At 70.0% G+C, this 17,211-nt stretch carries 17 protein-coding genes; 6 read left to right on the forward strand and 11 right to left on the reverse strand.

From position 1 onward, the window contains the following. Positions 1–8 precede the first annotated feature (8 nt). The 3 genes from SHK19_RS12940 to SHK19_RS12950 form a co-directional block, all read right to left on the reverse strand. Positions 9–881 carry an MlaE family ABC transporter permease gene (locus tag SHK19_RS12940; protein WP_322455378.1) on the reverse strand — a complete coding sequence of 291 codons (873 nt, stop codon included), beginning with the start codon at positions 879–881 and terminating at the stop codon, positions 9–11. 3 nt (positions 882–884) lie between these two features. Then, positions 885–1,712: an MlaE family ABC transporter permease gene (locus SHK19_RS12945; RefSeq protein ID WP_322936463.1), complete on the reverse strand. Its 828-nt coding sequence runs from the start codon at positions 1,710–1,712 to the stop codon at positions 885–887. Between the two features lie 97 nt (positions 1,713–1,809). Beyond that, positions 1,810–2,745 carry a DNA-3-methyladenine glycosylase family protein gene (locus SHK19_RS12950; RefSeq protein ID WP_322936464.1) on the reverse strand — a complete coding sequence of 312 codons (936 nt, stop codon included), beginning with the start codon at positions 2,743–2,745 and terminating at the stop codon, positions 1,810–1,812. 75 nt (positions 2,746–2,820) lie between these two features. Between SHK19_RS12950 and SHK19_RS12955 the strand changes: the two genes are divergently transcribed. After that, positions 2,821–3,411, forward strand: coding sequence for a TetR/AcrR family transcriptional regulator (locus SHK19_RS12955; RefSeq protein WP_322455381.1), 591 nt, complete (start codon positions 2,821–2,823; stop codon positions 3,409–3,411). Between the two features lie 330 nt (positions 3,412–3,741). Continuing rightward, positions 3,742–5,301, forward strand: a complete 1,560-nt coding sequence (locus SHK19_RS12960; protein ID WP_322936465.1) for an ATP-dependent DNA ligase — start codon at positions 3,742–3,744, stop codon at positions 5,299–5,301. A gap of 7 nt (positions 5,302–5,308) precedes the next feature. Here the strand turns inward: SHK19_RS12960 and SHK19_RS12965 are convergent, their stop codons facing one another. The 3 genes from SHK19_RS12965 to SHK19_RS12975 all read right to left on the reverse strand — a co-directional run bounded on the left by SHK19_RS12965 (position 5,309) and on the right by SHK19_RS12975 (position 7,110). Beyond that, positions 5,309–6,169 (reverse strand): hypothetical protein, encoded by an 861-nt coding sequence (locus tag SHK19_RS12965; RefSeq protein WP_322936466.1) that lies wholly within the window; start codon positions 6,167–6,169, stop codon positions 5,309–5,311. A 129-nt stretch (positions 6,170–6,298) separates the two neighbouring features. Next, the gene (locus SHK19_RS12970) at positions 6,299–6,691 is read right to left on the reverse strand and encodes a hypothetical protein (protein ID WP_322936467.1); all 393 of its coding nucleotides are present in this window, start codon (positions 6,689–6,691) and stop codon (positions 6,299–6,301) included. A 140-nt stretch (positions 6,692–6,831) separates the two neighbouring features. Continuing rightward, entirely contained in the window at positions 6,832–7,110 is a 279-nt protein-coding gene (locus SHK19_RS12975) for a hypothetical protein (RefSeq protein ID WP_322936468.1), read from the reverse strand. Positions 7,111–7,152: 42 nt separating this feature from the next. Between SHK19_RS12975 and SHK19_RS12980 the strand changes: the two genes are divergently transcribed. Together SHK19_RS12980 and SHK19_RS12985 are read left to right on the forward strand one after the other, a co-directional pair. Next, positions 7,153–7,470 carry an ATP dependent DNA ligase gene (locus SHK19_RS12980; RefSeq protein WP_322936469.1) on the forward strand — a complete coding sequence of 106 codons (318 nt, stop codon included), beginning with the start codon at positions 7,153–7,155 and terminating at the stop codon, positions 7,468–7,470. A gap of 40 nt (positions 7,471–7,510) precedes the next feature. Further along, positions 7,511–8,212: a TetR/AcrR family transcriptional regulator gene (locus SHK19_RS12985; RefSeq protein WP_322936470.1), complete on the forward strand. Its 702-nt coding sequence runs from the start codon at positions 7,511–7,513 to the stop codon at positions 8,210–8,212. 75 nt (positions 8,213–8,287) lie between these two features. Here SHK19_RS12985 and SHK19_RS12990 read toward each other — a convergent pair whose 3' ends face one another. Then, the gene (locus SHK19_RS12990; protein WP_322936471.1) at positions 8,288–9,580 is read right to left on the reverse strand and encodes an acetyl-CoA C-acetyltransferase; all 1,293 of its coding nucleotides are present in this window, start codon (positions 9,578–9,580) and stop codon (positions 8,288–8,290) included. Between the two features lie 153 nt (positions 9,581–9,733). Between SHK19_RS12990 and SHK19_RS12995 the strand changes: the two genes are divergently transcribed. Both SHK19_RS12995 and SHK19_RS13000 read left to right on the forward strand, forming a co-directional pair. Next, positions 9,734–11,080: a 3-oxoacyl-ACP reductase gene (locus SHK19_RS12995; protein ID WP_322936472.1), complete on the forward strand. Its 1,347-nt coding sequence runs from the start codon at positions 9,734–9,736 to the stop codon at positions 11,078–11,080. 1 nt (position 11,081) lies between these two features. Next, a complete protein-coding gene (locus SHK19_RS13000) occupies positions 11,082–11,927 on the forward strand; it encodes a MaoC family dehydratase (RefSeq protein WP_322455607.1) in 846 nt (281 codons plus the stop codon). A 4-nt stretch (positions 11,928–11,931) separates the two neighbouring features. Here SHK19_RS13000 and SHK19_RS13005 read toward each other — a convergent pair whose 3' ends face one another. Genes SHK19_RS13005 through SHK19_RS13020 form a run of 4 tightly spaced genes read right to left on the reverse strand, consistent with a single transcriptional unit; the run spans position 11,932 to position 17,189 of the window. Then, the gene (locus SHK19_RS13005) at positions 11,932–13,983 is read right to left on the reverse strand and encodes a hypothetical protein (RefSeq protein ID WP_322936473.1); all 2,052 of its coding nucleotides are present in this window, start codon (positions 13,981–13,983) and stop codon (positions 11,932–11,934) included. Next, positions 13,976–15,340 carry a methyltransferase gene (locus SHK19_RS13010; RefSeq protein ID WP_322936474.1) on the reverse strand — a complete coding sequence of 455 codons (1,365 nt, stop codon included), beginning with the start codon at positions 15,338–15,340 and terminating at the stop codon, positions 13,976–13,978. The genes SHK19_RS13005 and SHK19_RS13010 overlap by 8 nt, the downstream gene beginning before the upstream one ends. Further along, entirely contained in the window at positions 15,337–16,227 is an 891-nt protein-coding gene (locus tag SHK19_RS13015; protein ID WP_322936475.1) for an acyl-CoA thioesterase, read from the reverse strand. Before SHK19_RS13015 ends, SHK19_RS13010 begins: the two co-directional genes overlap by 4 nt. Continuing rightward, entirely contained in the window at positions 16,224–17,189 is a 966-nt protein-coding gene (locus SHK19_RS13020) for a proteasome assembly chaperone family protein (protein ID WP_322936476.1), read from the reverse strand. Before SHK19_RS13020 ends, SHK19_RS13015 begins: the two co-directional genes overlap by 4 nt. Positions 17,190–17,211: the final 22 nt, after the last annotated feature.

A 17,211-nucleotide genomic window follows, 5' to 3' on the forward strand; every position in this document is an offset into this window, starting at 1 on the left:
CGGTCACCTCACCCCGAGATCCGGAAGCCGGGGTCGCCGCCCCAGAAGACCAGGGTCAGGACCATGTCGAGGATGACGATGGACACGATGCTGGCGCGGATCGCCGCGCCGGTGGCCTCGCCCACGGACTGCGGGCCACCCCCCACCTTCATGCCGTACCAACAGTGGATGAGGGCGATCGTGAACGCGAAGATCAGGATCTTGACCACCGACAGGAACACGTCGCGGCCCTGGATGAAGGTCGAGAAGTAGTGGTCGTACTGGCCCGGGGACTGGTGGAAGAGGATCACGACCGACATCTGCGACGCGGCGTAGCTCCCGATCAGACCGATCAGGTACAGCGGCAGGATGGCGAGCATGCAGGCGATCACGCGGGTGGTGACGACGTAGCGCATCGGGTTGACCGCCATCACCTCGAGCGCGTCGATCTCCTCGTAGATCTTCATCGACCCGATCTGGGCCGTGAACCGGCAGCCGACCTGGGCGCCGAGCGCCAGTGCCGCGATGAGGGGCGCCAGCTCGCGGGTGTTGGCGCTTGCGGAGATGAACCCGGTCAGAGGGGCCAGACCGACGATCTCGAGACCGTTGAAGCCCTCGATGCCGATCGACGTTCCGGCCGCGATCGACAGCAGGATCATGACGCCCACCGTCCCGCCACCGACGAGGATCGCGCCGCTGCCCCACGCGATGTCCTTGAGCTGGCGGAGCATCTCGCGCGGGTACAGCGCCAGCGTCGAGGGCACGCCCCTGACGACCTCCAGGGAGAACGACGCGAAGTGGCCGATGACGGCGAGCGCGTTCATCACCGAATCGGTGGCACCGACCAGGCTGTCGGAGAACCGCTCGCCGGCTCCCCGCCCCCGTGGTTGGACGTTAGCCATGGCTCACACCATCCCCTGCGGGACGAGCATCACGTAGGCCTGCGTGATGCCGACGTTGACGACGGCGAGCAGGATCACGCTGAGGACCACCGCCTGGTTGACGGCGTCCGCGACCGCCTTCGGGCCCGCCCGGGCCTGCAGACCCTTGTGCGCGGCGACGATCACCGCGATGAACCCGAAGATCAGCGCCTTGAGCTCGGCGAGGTAGAGATCCGTGGGCTGGGCGAGCCCGACGAAGGAGTCGAGGTAGGTGCCCGAGGAGATCTGCCCCGTGCCGACGACGAGCGCGAAGGCGGTGATCATGGCCGACATCGCGACGATGACGGTGAGCAGCATCGAGATCAGGAGTGCTGCCAGGACCCGCGGTGCGACCAGGCGCTGGACCGGCGAGATGCCCATGACCATCAGCGCGTCGGTCTCCTCGCGCACGGTCCGGGCGCCGAGGTCGGAGCAGATCGCGGACCCGACGGCGCCGGCGATCATCAGGGACGTCACCAGCGGCGCGCCCTGACGGAGGATGCCGATGCCGTTGACCGCACCGATGAACGACTGGGCGCCGATCTGGTTGGCCGCGGCGCCGATCTGGACCGAGGTGATGACGCCGAACGGGATGGACACCAGGATCGTGGGGAGCAGCGAGACCCGGGTCATGAACCAGCACTGGAGCAGGAACTCGGGCCAGGAGAAGCGGCGGGCGAGGATGTCGGTCGCGATGAACCGCACCGACTCCGCCGACAGGATCACCAGGTCCCCGGTCGTCTTGATCCCGGCCTTCGTCCGGCCGTAGAGGTTGTCGAGGACCGCCCGCCCGCCGAGCGTGATGGCCGTCACCGAAGCCTCGCCGGTCCCACGCGCCACCCCTGTCGCTCGGCCTCGATGTTCAGGCGCAGTGCCTGTTGCTCGGTGTAACAGATATCACGGGAAAACGTCACACGGTGGGCAGGTGTCCACGGAGTGACGCGCGATGGCCCCGCCTCGGACGCCGCAGCCGGGCGGCACCGAGGAGCAGCGGGACCCGGCCCCGGTGCGGACGCCAGGGCTCGAGAACCGCGTGCATCTCGCGGTCATCGATCTCTCTGCCGAACAACGCCCATCCGACGTCCTTGGCTACGTGGTAGTCGCCGAAGGAGACCGCGTCGGGGTCACCGAGGGCGCGCTGTCGCACCTCGGCGCTCGTCCACACCCCGAGACCGGGAAGGCTGCGGATCGCGCGGTCCAGGTCGACGGCGCCGCCCGTCCGCGCGGCGATCCGCTCGAGCGCATCGGCGTGCCGCGCCGCGGTGACCACGGCCCGGGACCGGGCGGGGTCGATGTGGAGCCCGAGCCATGCCCACGACGGGATGCGCGCCAGGGAGGCGGCCTCCGGCTGGAGGTGGAGGCCGACGGCCGGACCCGGCGCGGGCGCGCCGTACTTCAGCACCAGCGCACGGAAGCCTGCGAAGGCCTCGTTGCCGGTGACCTTCTGCTCGATGATCGTGGGCACCAACGCCTCCAACGGACGGGCCGTGCGGCCGAGGCGGACGTGCGGGTAGCGACGCCGCGCCTCTGCGACGACGGGGTGCCGGGCCTCGAACCCGGTCCAGTCGTCGGCAGCGCCCAGCAGGTCGGGCAGCTGGTCGAGTGCCCAGGCCGCTCCCGGGCCCCAGGCCTGGGCCCGCACCTCACCGGCCGAGTCGCGCGACTCGATCGCGAGGGTGACCGGCCCCTCCGGTGTCCGGCTCGCGCGCCAGTGCGGCCCGCGCTCCCCCGGCGGAGCCAGCCGCATCGTCGGGTCACCGGCTCCGCGCCGCTGCTGCGCCAGCACGTTGCGGACCGGACACGGCCAGCCAGGACGCCACTTCCTCGTCGCGTCCGGCCGATCCACAGAACAGACACTAGGCTCTACTCCCGACACGAAACCCATTCGCTGCATTACGAGAGACATCCGGGAGGAGACCGCGTGACTTCCGCTCCCGACACCCGCCGTCCCCGACTCGACCAGGAGGCGGTGCTGCAGGCGGCCGAGGTCCTCGTCGACCGCGAGGGGTACGACGCGCTCACGATGACCCTCCTCGCGGCCGAGCTCGACACCCGGGTCTCGTCCCTCTACAACCACGTGGCCAACCTCGAGGACCTCCGCGCGTCGATCCAGGTGCGCGCGATGCGGTTGCTGGGCGAGCACGTGCGCCGGGCGGCGATGGGCCATGCGGGCGCCGACGGGCTGCGGGTGCTGAGCCACGAGCTGCGTGCGTTCGCGCGGTCCAACCCGCAGCGCTACGCGGCGATCACCCGGCCGCCGATCGATCCCGAGGCGTTCTTCGCCGCGGCCGCGGACACGATCGAGGCGCTCGGCGTGATGGTGCGATCGGCGGGGCTGCCCGAGGAGCGGCTGTTGCCGACCGGGATGGCTGTCTTCGCCGCCCTCCACGGCTTCGTCTCGCTCGAGGTCGCCGGCTACTTCGGTGAGGTCGACGACGACCTCGACGAGGTCTACGAGATGGTCATCCGCGGCGCCGTCACGGCGGCCGTCCTCGAGGCCACTCAGATCTGAATTGCCCGAGCGTGTCGTCGCTTCGCTCCGCCACGCTGCCGGGCCGCGGTTGACGCGGTCAGCAGATGCGGTTGTCCGGCGTCTCACTGTCGGCACGCGGAAAGCCCGGCCACGCTGCGGCTCCGGTCGCTCGTTCCTCGCTCCCTGCGCCTCGCCGGCCGGGTTTTCCACGATGGCCTCCGCGACTGTCGCGGTTGATGTGCGCGAGCGCGTCGCAGTCGACGCGCCGCGCTGCCGGGCCGCGGTTGACGCGGTCATTAGTGGCGGTTGTCCGGCGTCTCACCGTCGGCACAGACCGGACTGGGGGTCTCCCCCGGTACCGTCGGCGACGTGCTGCTCAACGAAGTCGTGGAGACCTCTGCGGCGGTCGCGGCCACCCGGTCGCGCAAGGAGAAGACGGGGCTGATCGCCGACCTGCTGGCCCGCACCGAACCGGGCCAACGGGAGCTCGTCGCCTACTACGTCAGCGGCCGGCTCCGGCAGCGCCGCACCGGGCTCGGCTGGCGCGGGCTGCAGACCCTGCCCGAGCCGGCCGACGCGCCGTCGCTCGGCGTCGACGAGGTCGACGCGGCGTTCGAGCACCTCGGCTCGCTCGGCGGCACCGGATCGGTGGCCGCGCGAGCGGCCGCCGTCGCCGACCTGTTCGGGCGGGCCACCGCGGACGAGCAGGATTGGCTGCGGGCGGTGGCGCTCGGCAACGTCCGCCAGGGCGCACTGGAAGCGGTGATGACCGAGGGGGTCGCGCAGGCGGCGAGCGCCCCGGTCGCCGACGTCCGGCGGGCGGCGATGCTCGCCGGCGGCGCGACGTACGTCGTCGACGCGGCGTTCGCCGGACCGGACGCGCTGGCCGCGATCGGCCTGACCGTGGGACGCCCGATCCAGCCGATGCTGGCGTCGTCCGCGCCCGACCTGGAGGCGGCCCTGGCGAAGATCGACGGCCCGCTGGCGGTCGACGCCAAGCTCGACGGCATCCGGATCCAGGTGCACCGTCGCGGCGACGAGGTGCTGGTCGCGACCCGCAGTCTCGACGACATCACCCACCGACTGCCCGAGGTGGTCGAGGTGGTGCGGTCCCTCCCGGCCGAGGAGCTGGTGCTCGACGGCGAGGCGCTCGCGCTCGACGCCACCGGCCGGCCGCGGCCGTTCCAGGAGACTGCCTCCCGCACGGCGTCCGCCGCAGACGGCAGCACGGTGGTCACGCCGTACTTCTTCGACGTGCTGCACCTCGACGGGCGCGACCTGCTCGACCTGCCGGCCACCGAGCGCTGGGCAGCGCTTGAGGCCCTGGTGCCCGAGGCACACCGGGTGCCGCGCTGGCGCGGCACGGACCCGGCGGCCGCCCGGTCGTTCACGGAGCAGGTGCTCGCCGACGGGCACGAGGGGGTCGTGGTCAAGGCAGCAGGAGCGCCGTACGCCGCCGGCCGGCGCGGCGCGTCGTGGATCAAGGTCAAGCCGGTGCACACCCTCGACCTGGTCGTCCTCGCGGTCGAGTGGGGCTCCGGCCGACGGCGCGGGACGTTGTCCAACATCCACCTCGGCGCGCGCGACGACGACTACCCGGAGCGGTTCGTGATGCTGGGCAAGACCTTCAAGGAAACTGGGTTACATACTACTGGCTGGGTGCACGTCGGGAAGACTTTCAAGGGCATGACCGACGAGATGTTGGCTTGGCAGACGGAACGCTTCCTCAAGCTCGAAGTCAGCCGGGACGGTCAGGTGGTCCACGTGCGACCAGAGCAGGTGGTCGAGATCGCGTTCGATGGAGTTCAGCGGTCGACCCGGTATGCGGGTGGCGTCGCCCTGCGGTTCGCTCGCGTGGTCCGCTACCGCGACGACAAGACTGCCGGCGAGGCTGACACGATCGAGAGCCTCAGATCGCTTCTCCCCTGACGGCTACTCAGCCGAAGGTGCCTGTGTCGCGCTTCTGAACCAAGCCACCCGCGAACCAGCCGACAAGGGTCACCGCCATGAGGACGGCGGCCTCAGCCTCGTCGTGGGTCACGTCGGAGTACGCCTCACTACCGTGCCGGTCGCGCTGCCCCCGGTACAGAGACTTGAGCAGACCGAGCAGCACGTCCCGCGACGGGTATTCCGTGTGCTCTCGGACGAACGGCAGTCGCCAGGTAGCGCCCTTTGCTTCGATGGCACGCACCGCGTGGGAGATGTTGGCGTTCTCGTTGGAGATGCCGAGAGCAGGGAACGCCGCCGACTCCACAGCCTTGACGGCGTTCCAGTACGCACCACCATCATCAGGCTCAAGATCGTGAACCTTCACCCACGCCCGCTTGAGAAGCGTGCCGGCAGTTGAGTCGCCGCTCATCACCTCCTCGGCCGCGAGGCGGACACCCTCAGGCACACGTGTGCCAAGCCGGTCGTAGTCCCCGTGATCGACGACAGTGAACCGGGAGCGGCCTGTCTTTAGGATCGTCTCAAGCGCGCTCGATCGCCCGCGGTACTTTCCCTGCTTGAAGACTGTGTAGTCGGCTACCCGTAGCAGATCCCGGTCGGACAATGGCTCCAAGAGGCTGCGGCAGTTCGCCTCGTCAATCAGCCCGGTGTACTCCGGCCTGATGTTGAAGTCCAAGTCCAGAGCGTTCTCCAGTCGCCGGAACGACTCGACGTTCGCGAATCCCCTGTCCAGGTACGTGCCCAGAATCCACGTCGTCAGCGCAGGTCGCATCGACTTGGGGACACCGCCACGCAGCACGGCCCACTGCTCCGCTTCTTCCTCAGTCGCATCGAACGGCACGAAGTCCATGTGAACCAGACTAGGCGAACAGACGTTCGATCCTGCGCGACCTGACTGTCACATTCGACGCCGCTTCGCGCCTGCGCGACGACGGTGCGTGGCGGACTGAGGACGCTGACCTCGCCGACGGCGCCCAACTCAGTTTCTCAAGTCGTCGTCCGAATCGAACGGCGTCTCGCGACCGGTGCGAGGGTCGTAGGCGAACCACCTGCCGCCCGTCATATTGGGCAACTCGGGTTCCGAGGGCAGTACGCGGTCGGGGCTGGGTTCCAGGTCGTACAGGTGGTACACGAGATACTCATACTCGGGAGGCATGGCTGCTAGGCATCTGATGACGTAGCCGGCGATGTCATCGAAGACCCCGAAGGCCACGTACATATCGTCCAGGTCGTCCGGCGTCATGACGACGACGACGGTTCGCCCATCAGCGAGAGTCACAAGGAAGCCACCGTCCCCTGGCACAGCCGACTGTGCCCAGGAGTCAACCTGGCTGACCAACCTGAGCCAGTCGCGACGAGCGGGAGACTCCATAACGGAAGTCTGTCACGCACGCTCACCAGGCAGGAGCGCGCACGCAGGGCGGCAATAGCGTGCGGTTTCGCGCAGCGGCAGATCCCGGACATACGAAGCCCCCGCTCTCGAGCGGGGGGCCTCGTACTCCCAGGAGATTTCTACTGCGTGATGACGAGCTCGTGGTTGCCGCTCTTCGAGGTGCACTCGAACGGGCTGCCCCCTGCGAGGACCTCCGCGATGATCGCTACGGTGACGTTGCCGACGCAGATGTTGGCCGCTGCGTTGATCGGGATCTGGACGGCGACCTCGTTGTTGTTCAGCAGGTTCGTGATCTGAACGTTGACGAGGTTGCCCACCGCAATCGGGGGCTGTGCCTGAGCCGACGCGGTCGATCCGAGCGTCGCTGCCGCTGCGAGCGCTGCACTAGCAGCACCCATGGCGATATACCTCATTAGTTTCTCCTCCTCTGAGCCGACGAAATGTCGGCTTTCCCAAGAACCTCGGTGCCCGTATCCCACGACCAGCAACCTGTTACTGACGGGTACCCTCCATCCGCGTCCGAATGGGGTCCGTGCGAACGGTTCCAGGAGCTGAAGACGCACGAGGACGACTGGACCGTGCACGTCCGGCCGGAGCAGGTCGTCGAGATCGCGTTCGACGGGCTGCAGCGGTCGTCGCGCTATCCCGGTGGCGTCGCGCTGCGGTTCGCGCGGGTGGTGCGCTACCGCGACGACAAGACCGCCGACCAGGCCGACACGATCGAGACCGTGCGGCAGATCGCCACCCGAACCGGCTAGATGTTGCAACACCGAGTTGCACGTCCCGTACAGTTTCCCCATGGCGACTCGCGCACCGCAGACCGACGGCCGACGCAGGGCGGCGGCCGCTCGACGCCGCGCGCGCAAGGAGCAGATCATCGCGGCCACCCGTGAGCTGTTCGACTCCCGCGGCGTGCGCGACGTCCAGATCGAGGAGATCGCCGGCGCGGTCGGCATCAACCGGGCGATCGTCTACCGCCACTTCACCGGCAAGGAGGAGCTGTTCGCGCTCACCCTGGTCGGCTACCTCGACGAGCTCCACGACGCGATGCAGGACGCCGCGGCGTCGAGCACCGAGGCGCCCGACCGGCTGGCCGCCGTCGTCGGCGCCTTCATCGACTACGGCGTAGCGCATCCTGCGTTCGTCGACTGCGCTCAGTCGCTGATGGTGCGCCCCGGTGACGAACTGCTGGACGACATCTCCGACGGTGCGCTGTTCCGCCTCGGGCGCGGCATCACCTCGTGCATGACGATCCTGTCGCAGGTGCTGGCCGAGGGCACCGAGTCCGGAGACTTCACGATGACCTCGGACCCGGTCGTGATGGCGAACACCATGTACGCCAGCGGCCTGGGCGCCCTCCACCTGGCTCGTCTCGGGATCCTGGTCAGCGAGTCGGCGCCCGGTGTCCCGGTGGTCAGCCAGGTCTCCGCCGAGCAGGTCCGCGAGTACGTCGTGTCCTCCGCGCTGGCAGTGGTGATGCGGGGAGTCCGCGCCAGCTGAGACCGCGGGCGCCACCGGCGGGCGTCTCGATACGCCCTCGCCAAGCGGCTCGGGCTACTCGACGAGCGTGACCCGTCAGCGCTCCATGATCGCGACGACGCCCTGACCACCGGCGGCGCAGACCGAGACCAGCGCCCGGCCGGAGCCCTTCTCGGCGAGCAGCTTCGCGGTGTTGGCCACGATCCGGCCACCGGTCGCGGCGAACGGGTGTCCCGCGGCGAGCGAGGAGCCCTTGACGTTGAGCTTGCGGCGGTCGATCGAACCGAGCGGCGCGTCGAGGCCGAGGCGCTCCTTGCAGAAGACCGGGCTCTCCCACGCGGCGAGGGTCGACAGCACCTGCGACGCGAAGGCCTCGTGGATCTCGTAGAAGTCGAAGTCCTGGAGGGTCAGGCCGTGGCGGGCGAGCATCCGCGGCACGGCGTACGCCGGCGCCATCAGCAGGCCCTCGTGACCGTTGACGAAGTCGACCGCGGCCACCTCGGAGTCGACGAAGTAGGCCAGCGGGGTCAGTCCGTGCGCCTCGGCCCACTCGTCGGAGGTCAGCAGCACGGCGGACGCGCCGTCGGTCAGCGGCGTCGAGTTGCCGGCCGTCATGGTGGCAGCCTCGCCCTTGCCGAAGACCGGCTTGAGCGTCGCGAGCTTCTCCAGCGATGAGTCGGCGCGCAGGTTGTTGTCGCGCTCGAGCCCCCGGAACGGGGTGACCAGGTCGTCCTGCCAGCCCTCGTCGTAGGACCGGGCGAGGTTGTGGTGGGACGTGACGGCGAGCTCGTCCTGGGCCTCGCGGGCGATCTGCCACTCGAGCGCGGTCAGCGCCTGGTGGTCACCCATCGACAGCTTCGTGCGCGGCTCCCCGTTGGACGGGATCGCGAGGCCGATGTCGCCCGGGCGGATGGAGGCGAGAACGGCGAGCCGGTCCTTGGTCGACCGGGCGTTGTTGAGCTGGATGAGCTTCTTGCGGAGCTTCTCGGAGATCGCGATCGGCGCGTCGGACGTCGTGTCCACACCGCCGCCGATGCCCGAGTCGAGCTGGCCCAGCTTGATCTTGTTGGCGATGTAGTTGATCGCCTGAAGGCCGGTGCCGCAGGCCTGCTGGAGGTCGATGGCGGCGGTCTCCGCGGCGAGCTTGGTGCCGAGCACCGACTCGCGGACCAGGTTGAAGTCGCGGCTGTGCTTGAGCACCGCGCCGCCCGCGACCTCGCCGATCCGTTCACCCTCGAGCCCGAACCGGGTCACCAGGCCGTCGAGCGCGGCCGTCAGCATCTCCTGGTTGGAGGCGGTGGCGTAGGCGCCGTTGGAACGGGCGAACGGGATGCGGTTGCCGCCGATGACAGCGGCCCGGCGTACGGAGGAATGAGCAGTGTCAGCCATGTTTCCTATCCTCATGCTTCAGGCCCGCCGAGAGAACAGTTTGAGGGCCAAGTCACGAAATGTGGACTCAGAGTTACACATCTAGTTACATAGACGCTGAGCGGGCTCGGCCCGTGGACCTCGATCCAACCGCTGCGGAGGCACTGCACCGACATGAGTGACAAGTACCAGGGCTTCGTCTCGTCCCCGATCGGCAAGCTGCTGGTCAAGAATCTCGGACTTCCCAACCCGACCAGGCTCGAGCGCTACACGGCCGGCGACCCGCTCGTCGACGGCACCGTGCTGGTCGGAGGCTCCGGTCGACTGGTCGAGTCCCTGCCGGGCCTGCTCGACCTCCTCGGGATCGCGTCGACACCGACCTTCGGCGAGGGCGCGCGGCTCAAGGGCATCGTGTTCGACGCGACCGGCCTCAAGGACTCGTCCGCGCTGATCGCGCTGCGCGACTTCTTCACCCCGGTCCTGCGCAGCCTCGACGAGTGCGGTCGCGTCGTGGTCATTGGCACCCCGCCGGAGCTGGCCAGCGGCTCGGAGCGGGTCGCCCAGCGCGCGCTCGAGGGCTTCACCCGCAGCCTCGGCAAGGAGGTCGGCAAGGGCAGCACCGTCCAGCTGGTCTACGTTGCCGAGGGCGCCGAGGCGGGCGTGACCAGCACGCTCGGGTTCCTGCTCTCCCCCAAGTCCGCGTACGTCGCCGGGCAGGTCGTGAGAATCGGCGCGCACGGCAAGGCGAAGGTCACCGAGGTGGCCGACCACACCCAGCCGCTCGTCGGCAAGATCGCGCTCGTCACCGGCGCCAGCCGCGGCATCGGCGAGATGATCGCCCGCGTCCTGCACCGCGACGGCGCGAAGGTCGTCGGCCTGGACGTGCCCCAGGCGGCGAGCGAGCTGCAGGCGCTGATGAAGGAGCTGGACGGCGACTGGCTGACGGTCGACATCAGCGGCGACGACGCTCCGCAGCGGATCGCCCACCACCTCAAGGAGAAGCACGGCGGGGTCGACGTCGTCGTCCACAACGCCGGGATCACCCGCGACCGCAAGCTCGCCAACATGGCGCCCAGCGACAAGGGCGACCGCTGGGCGCAGGTCCTCGGGGTCAACCTGACCGCTCCCGAGCGGATCACCCGCGAGCTGCTCGACCAGGGCATCGTCAACGCCGGCGGCTCGATCATCGGTGTCGCGAGCATCGCCGGCATCGCCGGCAACGTGGGTCAGACCAACTACGCGGCGTCGAAGGCAGGCGTCATCGGTCTCGTCGACTGGCTCGCCGCCGAGCTCGAGGACGGCATCACCATCAACGCCGTCGCTCCCGGCTTCATCATCACCCAGATGACCGCCGCGGTGCCGTTCGCGACCCGCGAGGTCGGCCAGCGCCTCAACGCGATGGCGCAGGGCGGACTGCCGGTCGACGTCGCCGAGACCATCGCGTGGTACGCCAACCCGACCTCCAGCCTGGTCAACGGCAACGTGGTCCGGGTCTGCGGCCAGATGATGCTGGGTGCCTGAGATGGCCATCCCCGTGATGCTGAAAGCGGCGCTCCCTGCGATCCCCGGCGTGAACCAGCTGCCCGGGATCAAGAAGACCGGCCGCACGCTGCCGGACCTCACCCTGGAGCGCAACGACGTAGTCGTCGAGCGACGGGAGGTCGACCGTTACGCGGCGGTCTGCGGCTTCCCGACCAAGGACGTGGCACCGGTCCCCTACCTGCACATGCTGGCGTTCCCCCTCCACATGGCGCTGATGACCGACGCGTCGTTCCCCTTCCCCGCGATCGGCTCGGTGCACCTGGAGAACTCCATCACCCAGCACCGCCCCGTCGCGATCGGCGAGACCGTGTCGCTGTCCCTCAGGGCAGACAACCTGCGCACGAGCACCAAGGGTCGAGCGTGGGACATGAACGTGGTCGGCACCGTCGACGACGAGGTCGTCTGGGAGTCGGTCTCGACGTACCTCCGGGTCGGCAAGGGCGACAAGGAGAGCGGGGATCCCGGCACGTCGTTCACCGCGATCGAGGCCAAGGGCCCGGTCTGGAGCATCCCGGAGAACATCGGCCGCACCTACGGCGCGGTGTCGGGCGACCGCAACCCGATCCACCTCTACCCGCTCACGGCCAAGGCACTGGGGTTCCCGCGCCACATCGCGCACGGCATGTGGAGCAAGGCCCGCTGCATCGCGGCTCTCGAGAACCGGCTGCCGGACAAGGTGAAGGTGGAGGTCGGCTTCAAGAAGCCGATCTTCCTCCCGGGCAAGGCGCGCTTCGGCGCCGAGGCGAACCCGGCAGGCTGGGACTTCGCCCTCGTCAACCCGAAGTCGGGTGCTCCGCACCTGCTGGGGCGTACGACGGCGCTCTGACGCGCTACCCGGCGGGCCGCGTGCGGCTGATGGCCTGCTTCACCCGCTCGATCCGGGGCAGGTGAACGCTCCCGTCGGCGAGGAGGTCGACGTACCGGTCGGCGGTGTCGCGCAGCAGGTCGACCGCGCCGTCGGGGTCGCCCTTCGCCGCCACCAACCGCACCCGCGACAAGGCGAGCAGAAGCTGCCACTCGCGACCGATGGTCTCGACCTCGCCGCCGGACGCGTCGTGGTAGCGGAGGCACTCGTCGAGGGTGGCCTCGGTGAAGGGGTCGTACGTCGCCACGTCCGCCGGAACCGCGGTGGTGCTGCCGTAGACGGCCGACGTCCGGACCTGTCCCTGCCAGCGGAGGTGGCCGACCAGAAAGCCCATCGTGACGTTGACCCACGGCAGCCTGTCGGAGTACACGTCGCGGACGACCAGCGTCGAGGAGCCCGCGATGAGCGCAGGGAAGAACGACGCCGCAATCCTGGCGTTCACGGTGGCGCTCGGCGCCGCGTCGACGAAGGCCAGCTCGATCGGTGAGCCGTCCCAGCCCTGCTTCTCGAGGTCGCCGACGTGCAGCTCGACCAGGTCGCCGTACGGCGCGACGGTGCGGGTGAGGCGCGGCAGGAAGCTGTCGCCGAGCTGGATGGTGACGTCGCCGAAGGTCCGTTCCCGCTTCGCGGCCGGGCCGGGCGGGGCGGGGAGGAAGCCTCGGTCGAAGCCGTGGATCGGGAGCCCGGGGACCCGATGCTCGGCTGCGGAGAACACCGGGTTGGCCCGAAGTCCCTCCGCCTCGGCGACCAGCGAAGCGCCGAGGAAGCTCCCCACGTCGACGATCGCGCCCTCGCCCCGCCAGGTCTTGGCCGCGAGCTCCTCGAGCAGGGCCTGTTCGGTGACCGATGTCTGTCCCGGCACCGTCGGCCGCTCACGAACGCGGGCGCTGGCGGCCGCGAGGTCGACCTCGCGCAGCGCCGTCGTGCCCGCGGCCGCCTCGCCGAGGAGAGGGAGCACGGTCGGGCGTCCGTCCACGGTGTCGTCGACGCCGTCCCAACCCAGCTTCCGGTACAGCACGCCGCTCGTGACCTGGCCGACGCACCGGTCGAGCCGCCGCCGGGCGTCGGGCCCGGTGGCCGGGTCGGTCAGCACGTCGGAGTACTCGACTGCGAGCGAACCCAGGTAGTCGAGGGCATCGGAGCGCCGCCCCTTGTGCGCCATCAGCAGTCCTCGGGACAGGGCCAACCGGAGCTCGGTGCCGCGGCCGATGCCGGGGAACGGCACGGCGTCGTGCAGGCGGAGGCAGTCGTCGAAGGTGCCGTGGAGGAACGGGTCGTACGACGCGACGTCCGCCGGGACCGCCGAGACGTTGGTGTAGACCGAGCTCGAGTTGACCTGGCCCTCCCAGCGGAAGTGGTCGGCCAGGTGGCCCATGGTGACCCGGATCCATGGCAGCCGGTCGAAGAAGAAGTCCTGATGGATGAGCGTCGACGCGCCCGGGACCAGGGCCGTCAGGAACTCGCGGGAGACGTGGGCGTTGAGGCGCGCCGTCTTGCAGACGTCGATGAAGGCGATCTCGATGGGTGAGCCGTCCCAGTGCTGGTCGTTCAGGTCACCGATGTGCAGGGCGATCGCGTCGCGGTAGGGCTCGGTCGCGCGCTCGAGGGCGCTGACGAAGTCGTCGCCGAGGTCGAGCTCGAAGCCGTCGTAGACCTTCCGCTGCCTCTCGCGCGGCCCGCGCCGACCTGGGTGGATCCCCCGCTCGTAGCCGTGGATCGGCTTCCCCCCGGGGAAGCGGGACCAGTCTGCGGCTCCCCCGGCCGGGTTGGCCTGCAGACCCTGCGCCTCCGCGACGAGGGAGGAGCCGAGGAAGCTGCCGCCGTCGATGATGGCGCCCTCTCCCCGCCAGGTCGTCGCCACGACGCGGGTCAGCATCGCGCGCTCCTCGATCGTGAGCATCCCGGGCACCGCGGGTGCCTGCTCGAGCCGGGCGACCGCCTCGGGGATCCCGAGCCGGTCGAGGAAGGGCGAGCGGCTCACACTCGGCGGCGGCAGGGGCAGCAGGTCGTCAGCCATCGTGGTCCGTCTTCGGCGACGCGACGGCGAGCACCACGTTGACGCTGAGATCGCGCTCGGTCAGGTCCGGGACCGTCTGCCGGACCCGATCGAGGATCTCCGGGGTGAGCCGGGCGATCGTCGAGGGCGAGGAGGGGATCTCCTCCCACCGCTCGACCTCGAAGTACCTCTCGGTGATCGCCCGCAGCTCGTCGAGCCGGATCCGGTTGAGGTCGGTCAGGTACTGGTGGTACGGCGGCAGGCTCGGGACCAGGTCGATGTGCCGCCAGTCCGCGATCTGCCGGTGGATCCACAGCGACTCGTCGAGCTGCTCGGGTTGGTTCGGAGCATCGTGGTGCCCGTTCCAGCAGTAGAAGTTGTGGTGGTGGAACACCAGCTTGGTGTCCGGCTTGCACAACGGGACCAGGCCCGCGAACACCCGGTCCAGCTCCTGCAGGTGCTCGGTCACGTTGTGCAGGGAGATGGTGTCGAACGTCTCGTCGAAGGAGAGGTCCTCCGACTTCCCGCGGACCAGCCGGATCGCCGGCAGCGTCTCCGCGATCTCGCGCGGAGTGACGCCCATGTCCGACCAGGAGCGAATGCGCTTGTTCTTGGCGTCCGACGTCTCGAGGTCCATCGCCGGATCGAGCCCGAGGTACGACGTGGCGCCGGCGACGAGGAAACCCATCCCGAAGCCGCCGAAGCCGCACCCGACATCGATCACGCTCCGGCCACGGACGTGCTCCTGGATCCGGCGCGGCCACGTGATGTAGCCGAACTCCGCGGAGACCTCGATCAGGTGCGCGTCGTAGCTGCGGAGCGCTTCGTCGGGGTCGGTGGCGTTGGAGAAGTACGCGACCTTGGCGCGTTCCGGGTCGGCCGTCCAGTCACCGCCCGGATCCATCGCGGAGAGCTCCCGTGCCGCCCTCCGGAGCACGTCGGTCGGCCCCGACCGCCGCGCCTCGAGGTAGCCCGCGTCCACGACGGCGAGCAGCGGCCGCGCCTCCGCCAGCACGTCCGTGTCGCTCCGGCCCGCCCGCACCTTGTCGATCCTGGTCAGCACGCGTCCGGCGGCCGCGGGATCGGGCAGGAGGGCCGCCGCCGTCTCGGCATCGATCCGGGCTCCGCGGAAGTCGCCGGTCGCCAGCTTTGCCCGCGCCCGCAGCAGCGTCGCGCCTCCGTGATGCGGGCGCTCGCCGAGGAACGCGTCGAGCACGGTCAGTGCCACGTCGGGGCGCGCTGCCGCCAGCTCGACGCGGGCGAGGACGATCGTCGCCGGCCCGGCCGGCGTCTCCTCGACGAGAGGCATGAGGAGTCGGCGTGCCTCGTCGTGGTCGCCCCGCGCGAGCGCCTCGCGGCCGGCCTCCAGCGACGTCACCGCGTCCGTGGACGGATCAGGCCCTCTTGGGCGGTGGTCGCGACCAGCGTGCCGTCCTGGGTGAAGACCCGACCGAGCGAGAGTCCGCGAGCGCCGCCGGCCGACGGCGACCACTGGTCGTAGAGCCACCACTCGTCGGCACGGAACGGCCGGTGGAACCAGATGGTGTGGTCGAGCGACGCCATCTGCACCGCCTGCGCGTCGACGTCGTGCGCGGCCAGCGTCGCCCCGAGCAGCGAGACGTCGCTGGCGTAGGTGAAGGCCGCGAGGTGCTCGATGGGGTCGTCGGACAGCCTCCCGTCGATCCGGATCCAGACCTGGGCCTTCGACGGGTGGAGCGGGTCGGGGTCGAGGCCGTAGCGCGAGCTGCCGAGCCAGCGCACGTCGAGCGCCGCCCACTCCTTGCCGAGCCCGTCGTCGGCGCCGCGCTCCTGCATCAGCTCGACCAGGTCGAGACCCTCGTCGGGGCCCTTGACCTCGGGCATCGCGTCCTGGTGCTCGAGGCCGTCCTCGGAGAGCTGGAAGTTCAGCGACTGGTAGTAGATCGGCCGCCCGTGCTGGCGCGCGAGGACCCGGCGGGTGGCGAAGGACTTCCCGTCCCGGATCCGTTCGACGTCGTAGATGATCGGGACGTTGTAGTCGCCGGGCAGCAGGAAGTAGGAGTGCAGTGAGTGGACGTGGAACTCCGGGCCGACCGCGCGCGTGGCCGCGATCAGCGCCTGCGCCGCGACCTGGCCTCCGTAGACCCGCTGCCGGACGGTGTCGGGCTGCTTGCCGCGGAACAGGTCGGTGTCGAGCTGCTCGAGATCCAGCAGCGAGACCAGCCGGCGAGTGGCGTCGCTCCCTGTGACCTCGGGCTCGGCCTCGTGGTCGTCGTGCGAGGTCATCCGCCACCTCCGGTGTCGTCCGGCCGCTCCAGGCCGGCCAGGAACTGCTCGAACTGCTGCCCGATCTCCTCGCCCGTCGGGAGGGGCTGGTCCTCGGCGAGCAGGCTGGAGCCGCGCTCCTCGGCGCGGGCGAACGCGTCGTATTGCTGCTCGAGCGCGGTGACGACCTCTTCGACCTCGCTGTTGGCGGCGAGGTAACGGCCGATCTCCTCCTCGCGCTCCTCGGCCGCGGTGCCGAGGTCGGTGAGGTTGATGGTCAGCCGCGCCGCGAGCTCGACCTGCTCGAGCAGCGCGATCGCCGCGCGCGGGTAGTCGAGCTGTGCGAGGTAGTGCGGCACGTGCGCGACGAAGCCGAGCGCGTCGTGGTCCCACTCCCCCAGCCGCACCTCGAGGAGCGCCTGGGCGCTGCTCGGGATCCGGAGCTCCCCCCGCCACGGGCTGGTGCCGCTGAGCAGGTGGGCGTTGTTGGCGTGGTGGGTGATCGCGATCGGCCGGGTGTGCGGCACCGCCATCGGCACCGAGCCCATCCCGATCACCAGCGACACCGAGAACCGCTCGACGACCTCGAGCACGCCCCGGCAGAAGGCCTCCCAGCGGGTGTCGGGCTCGGGACCGTGCAGCAGGAGGTACGGCGTGCCGCCCTCGTCGCGAAGCAACCGGACGACGAGCCGCGGCGCCTCGTAGGCCTCGTAGTGGTCACGCACGAAGGACATGGGGGGCCGGCGGGCGCGATAGTCGTGGAGCTGGTCGACGTCGAAGGTGGCGACGACCACACCACCGCCGGTACCACCCGAGCCCGGCACGGGGTCGGCGCCTTCGGTCATCAGGTGGCGGGACGCGATCGCACCGGCGTTGCCGGCGTCGAGGAAACCGTCGAGCGCGACGACCATCCGCAGGTCCTCCACCCCGGCGAGCTCCGGCACGTCGTCGACGATGTGCACGAGGCGAGGTGTCGGGGTCACGGGGAAACGATACTGACGACCC

The sequence above is a fragment of the Nocardioides bizhenqiangii genome (assembly GCF_034661235.1).
Lineage (GTDB): Bacteria > Actinomycetota > Actinomycetes > Propionibacteriales > Nocardioidaceae > Nocardioides > Nocardioides bizhenqiangii.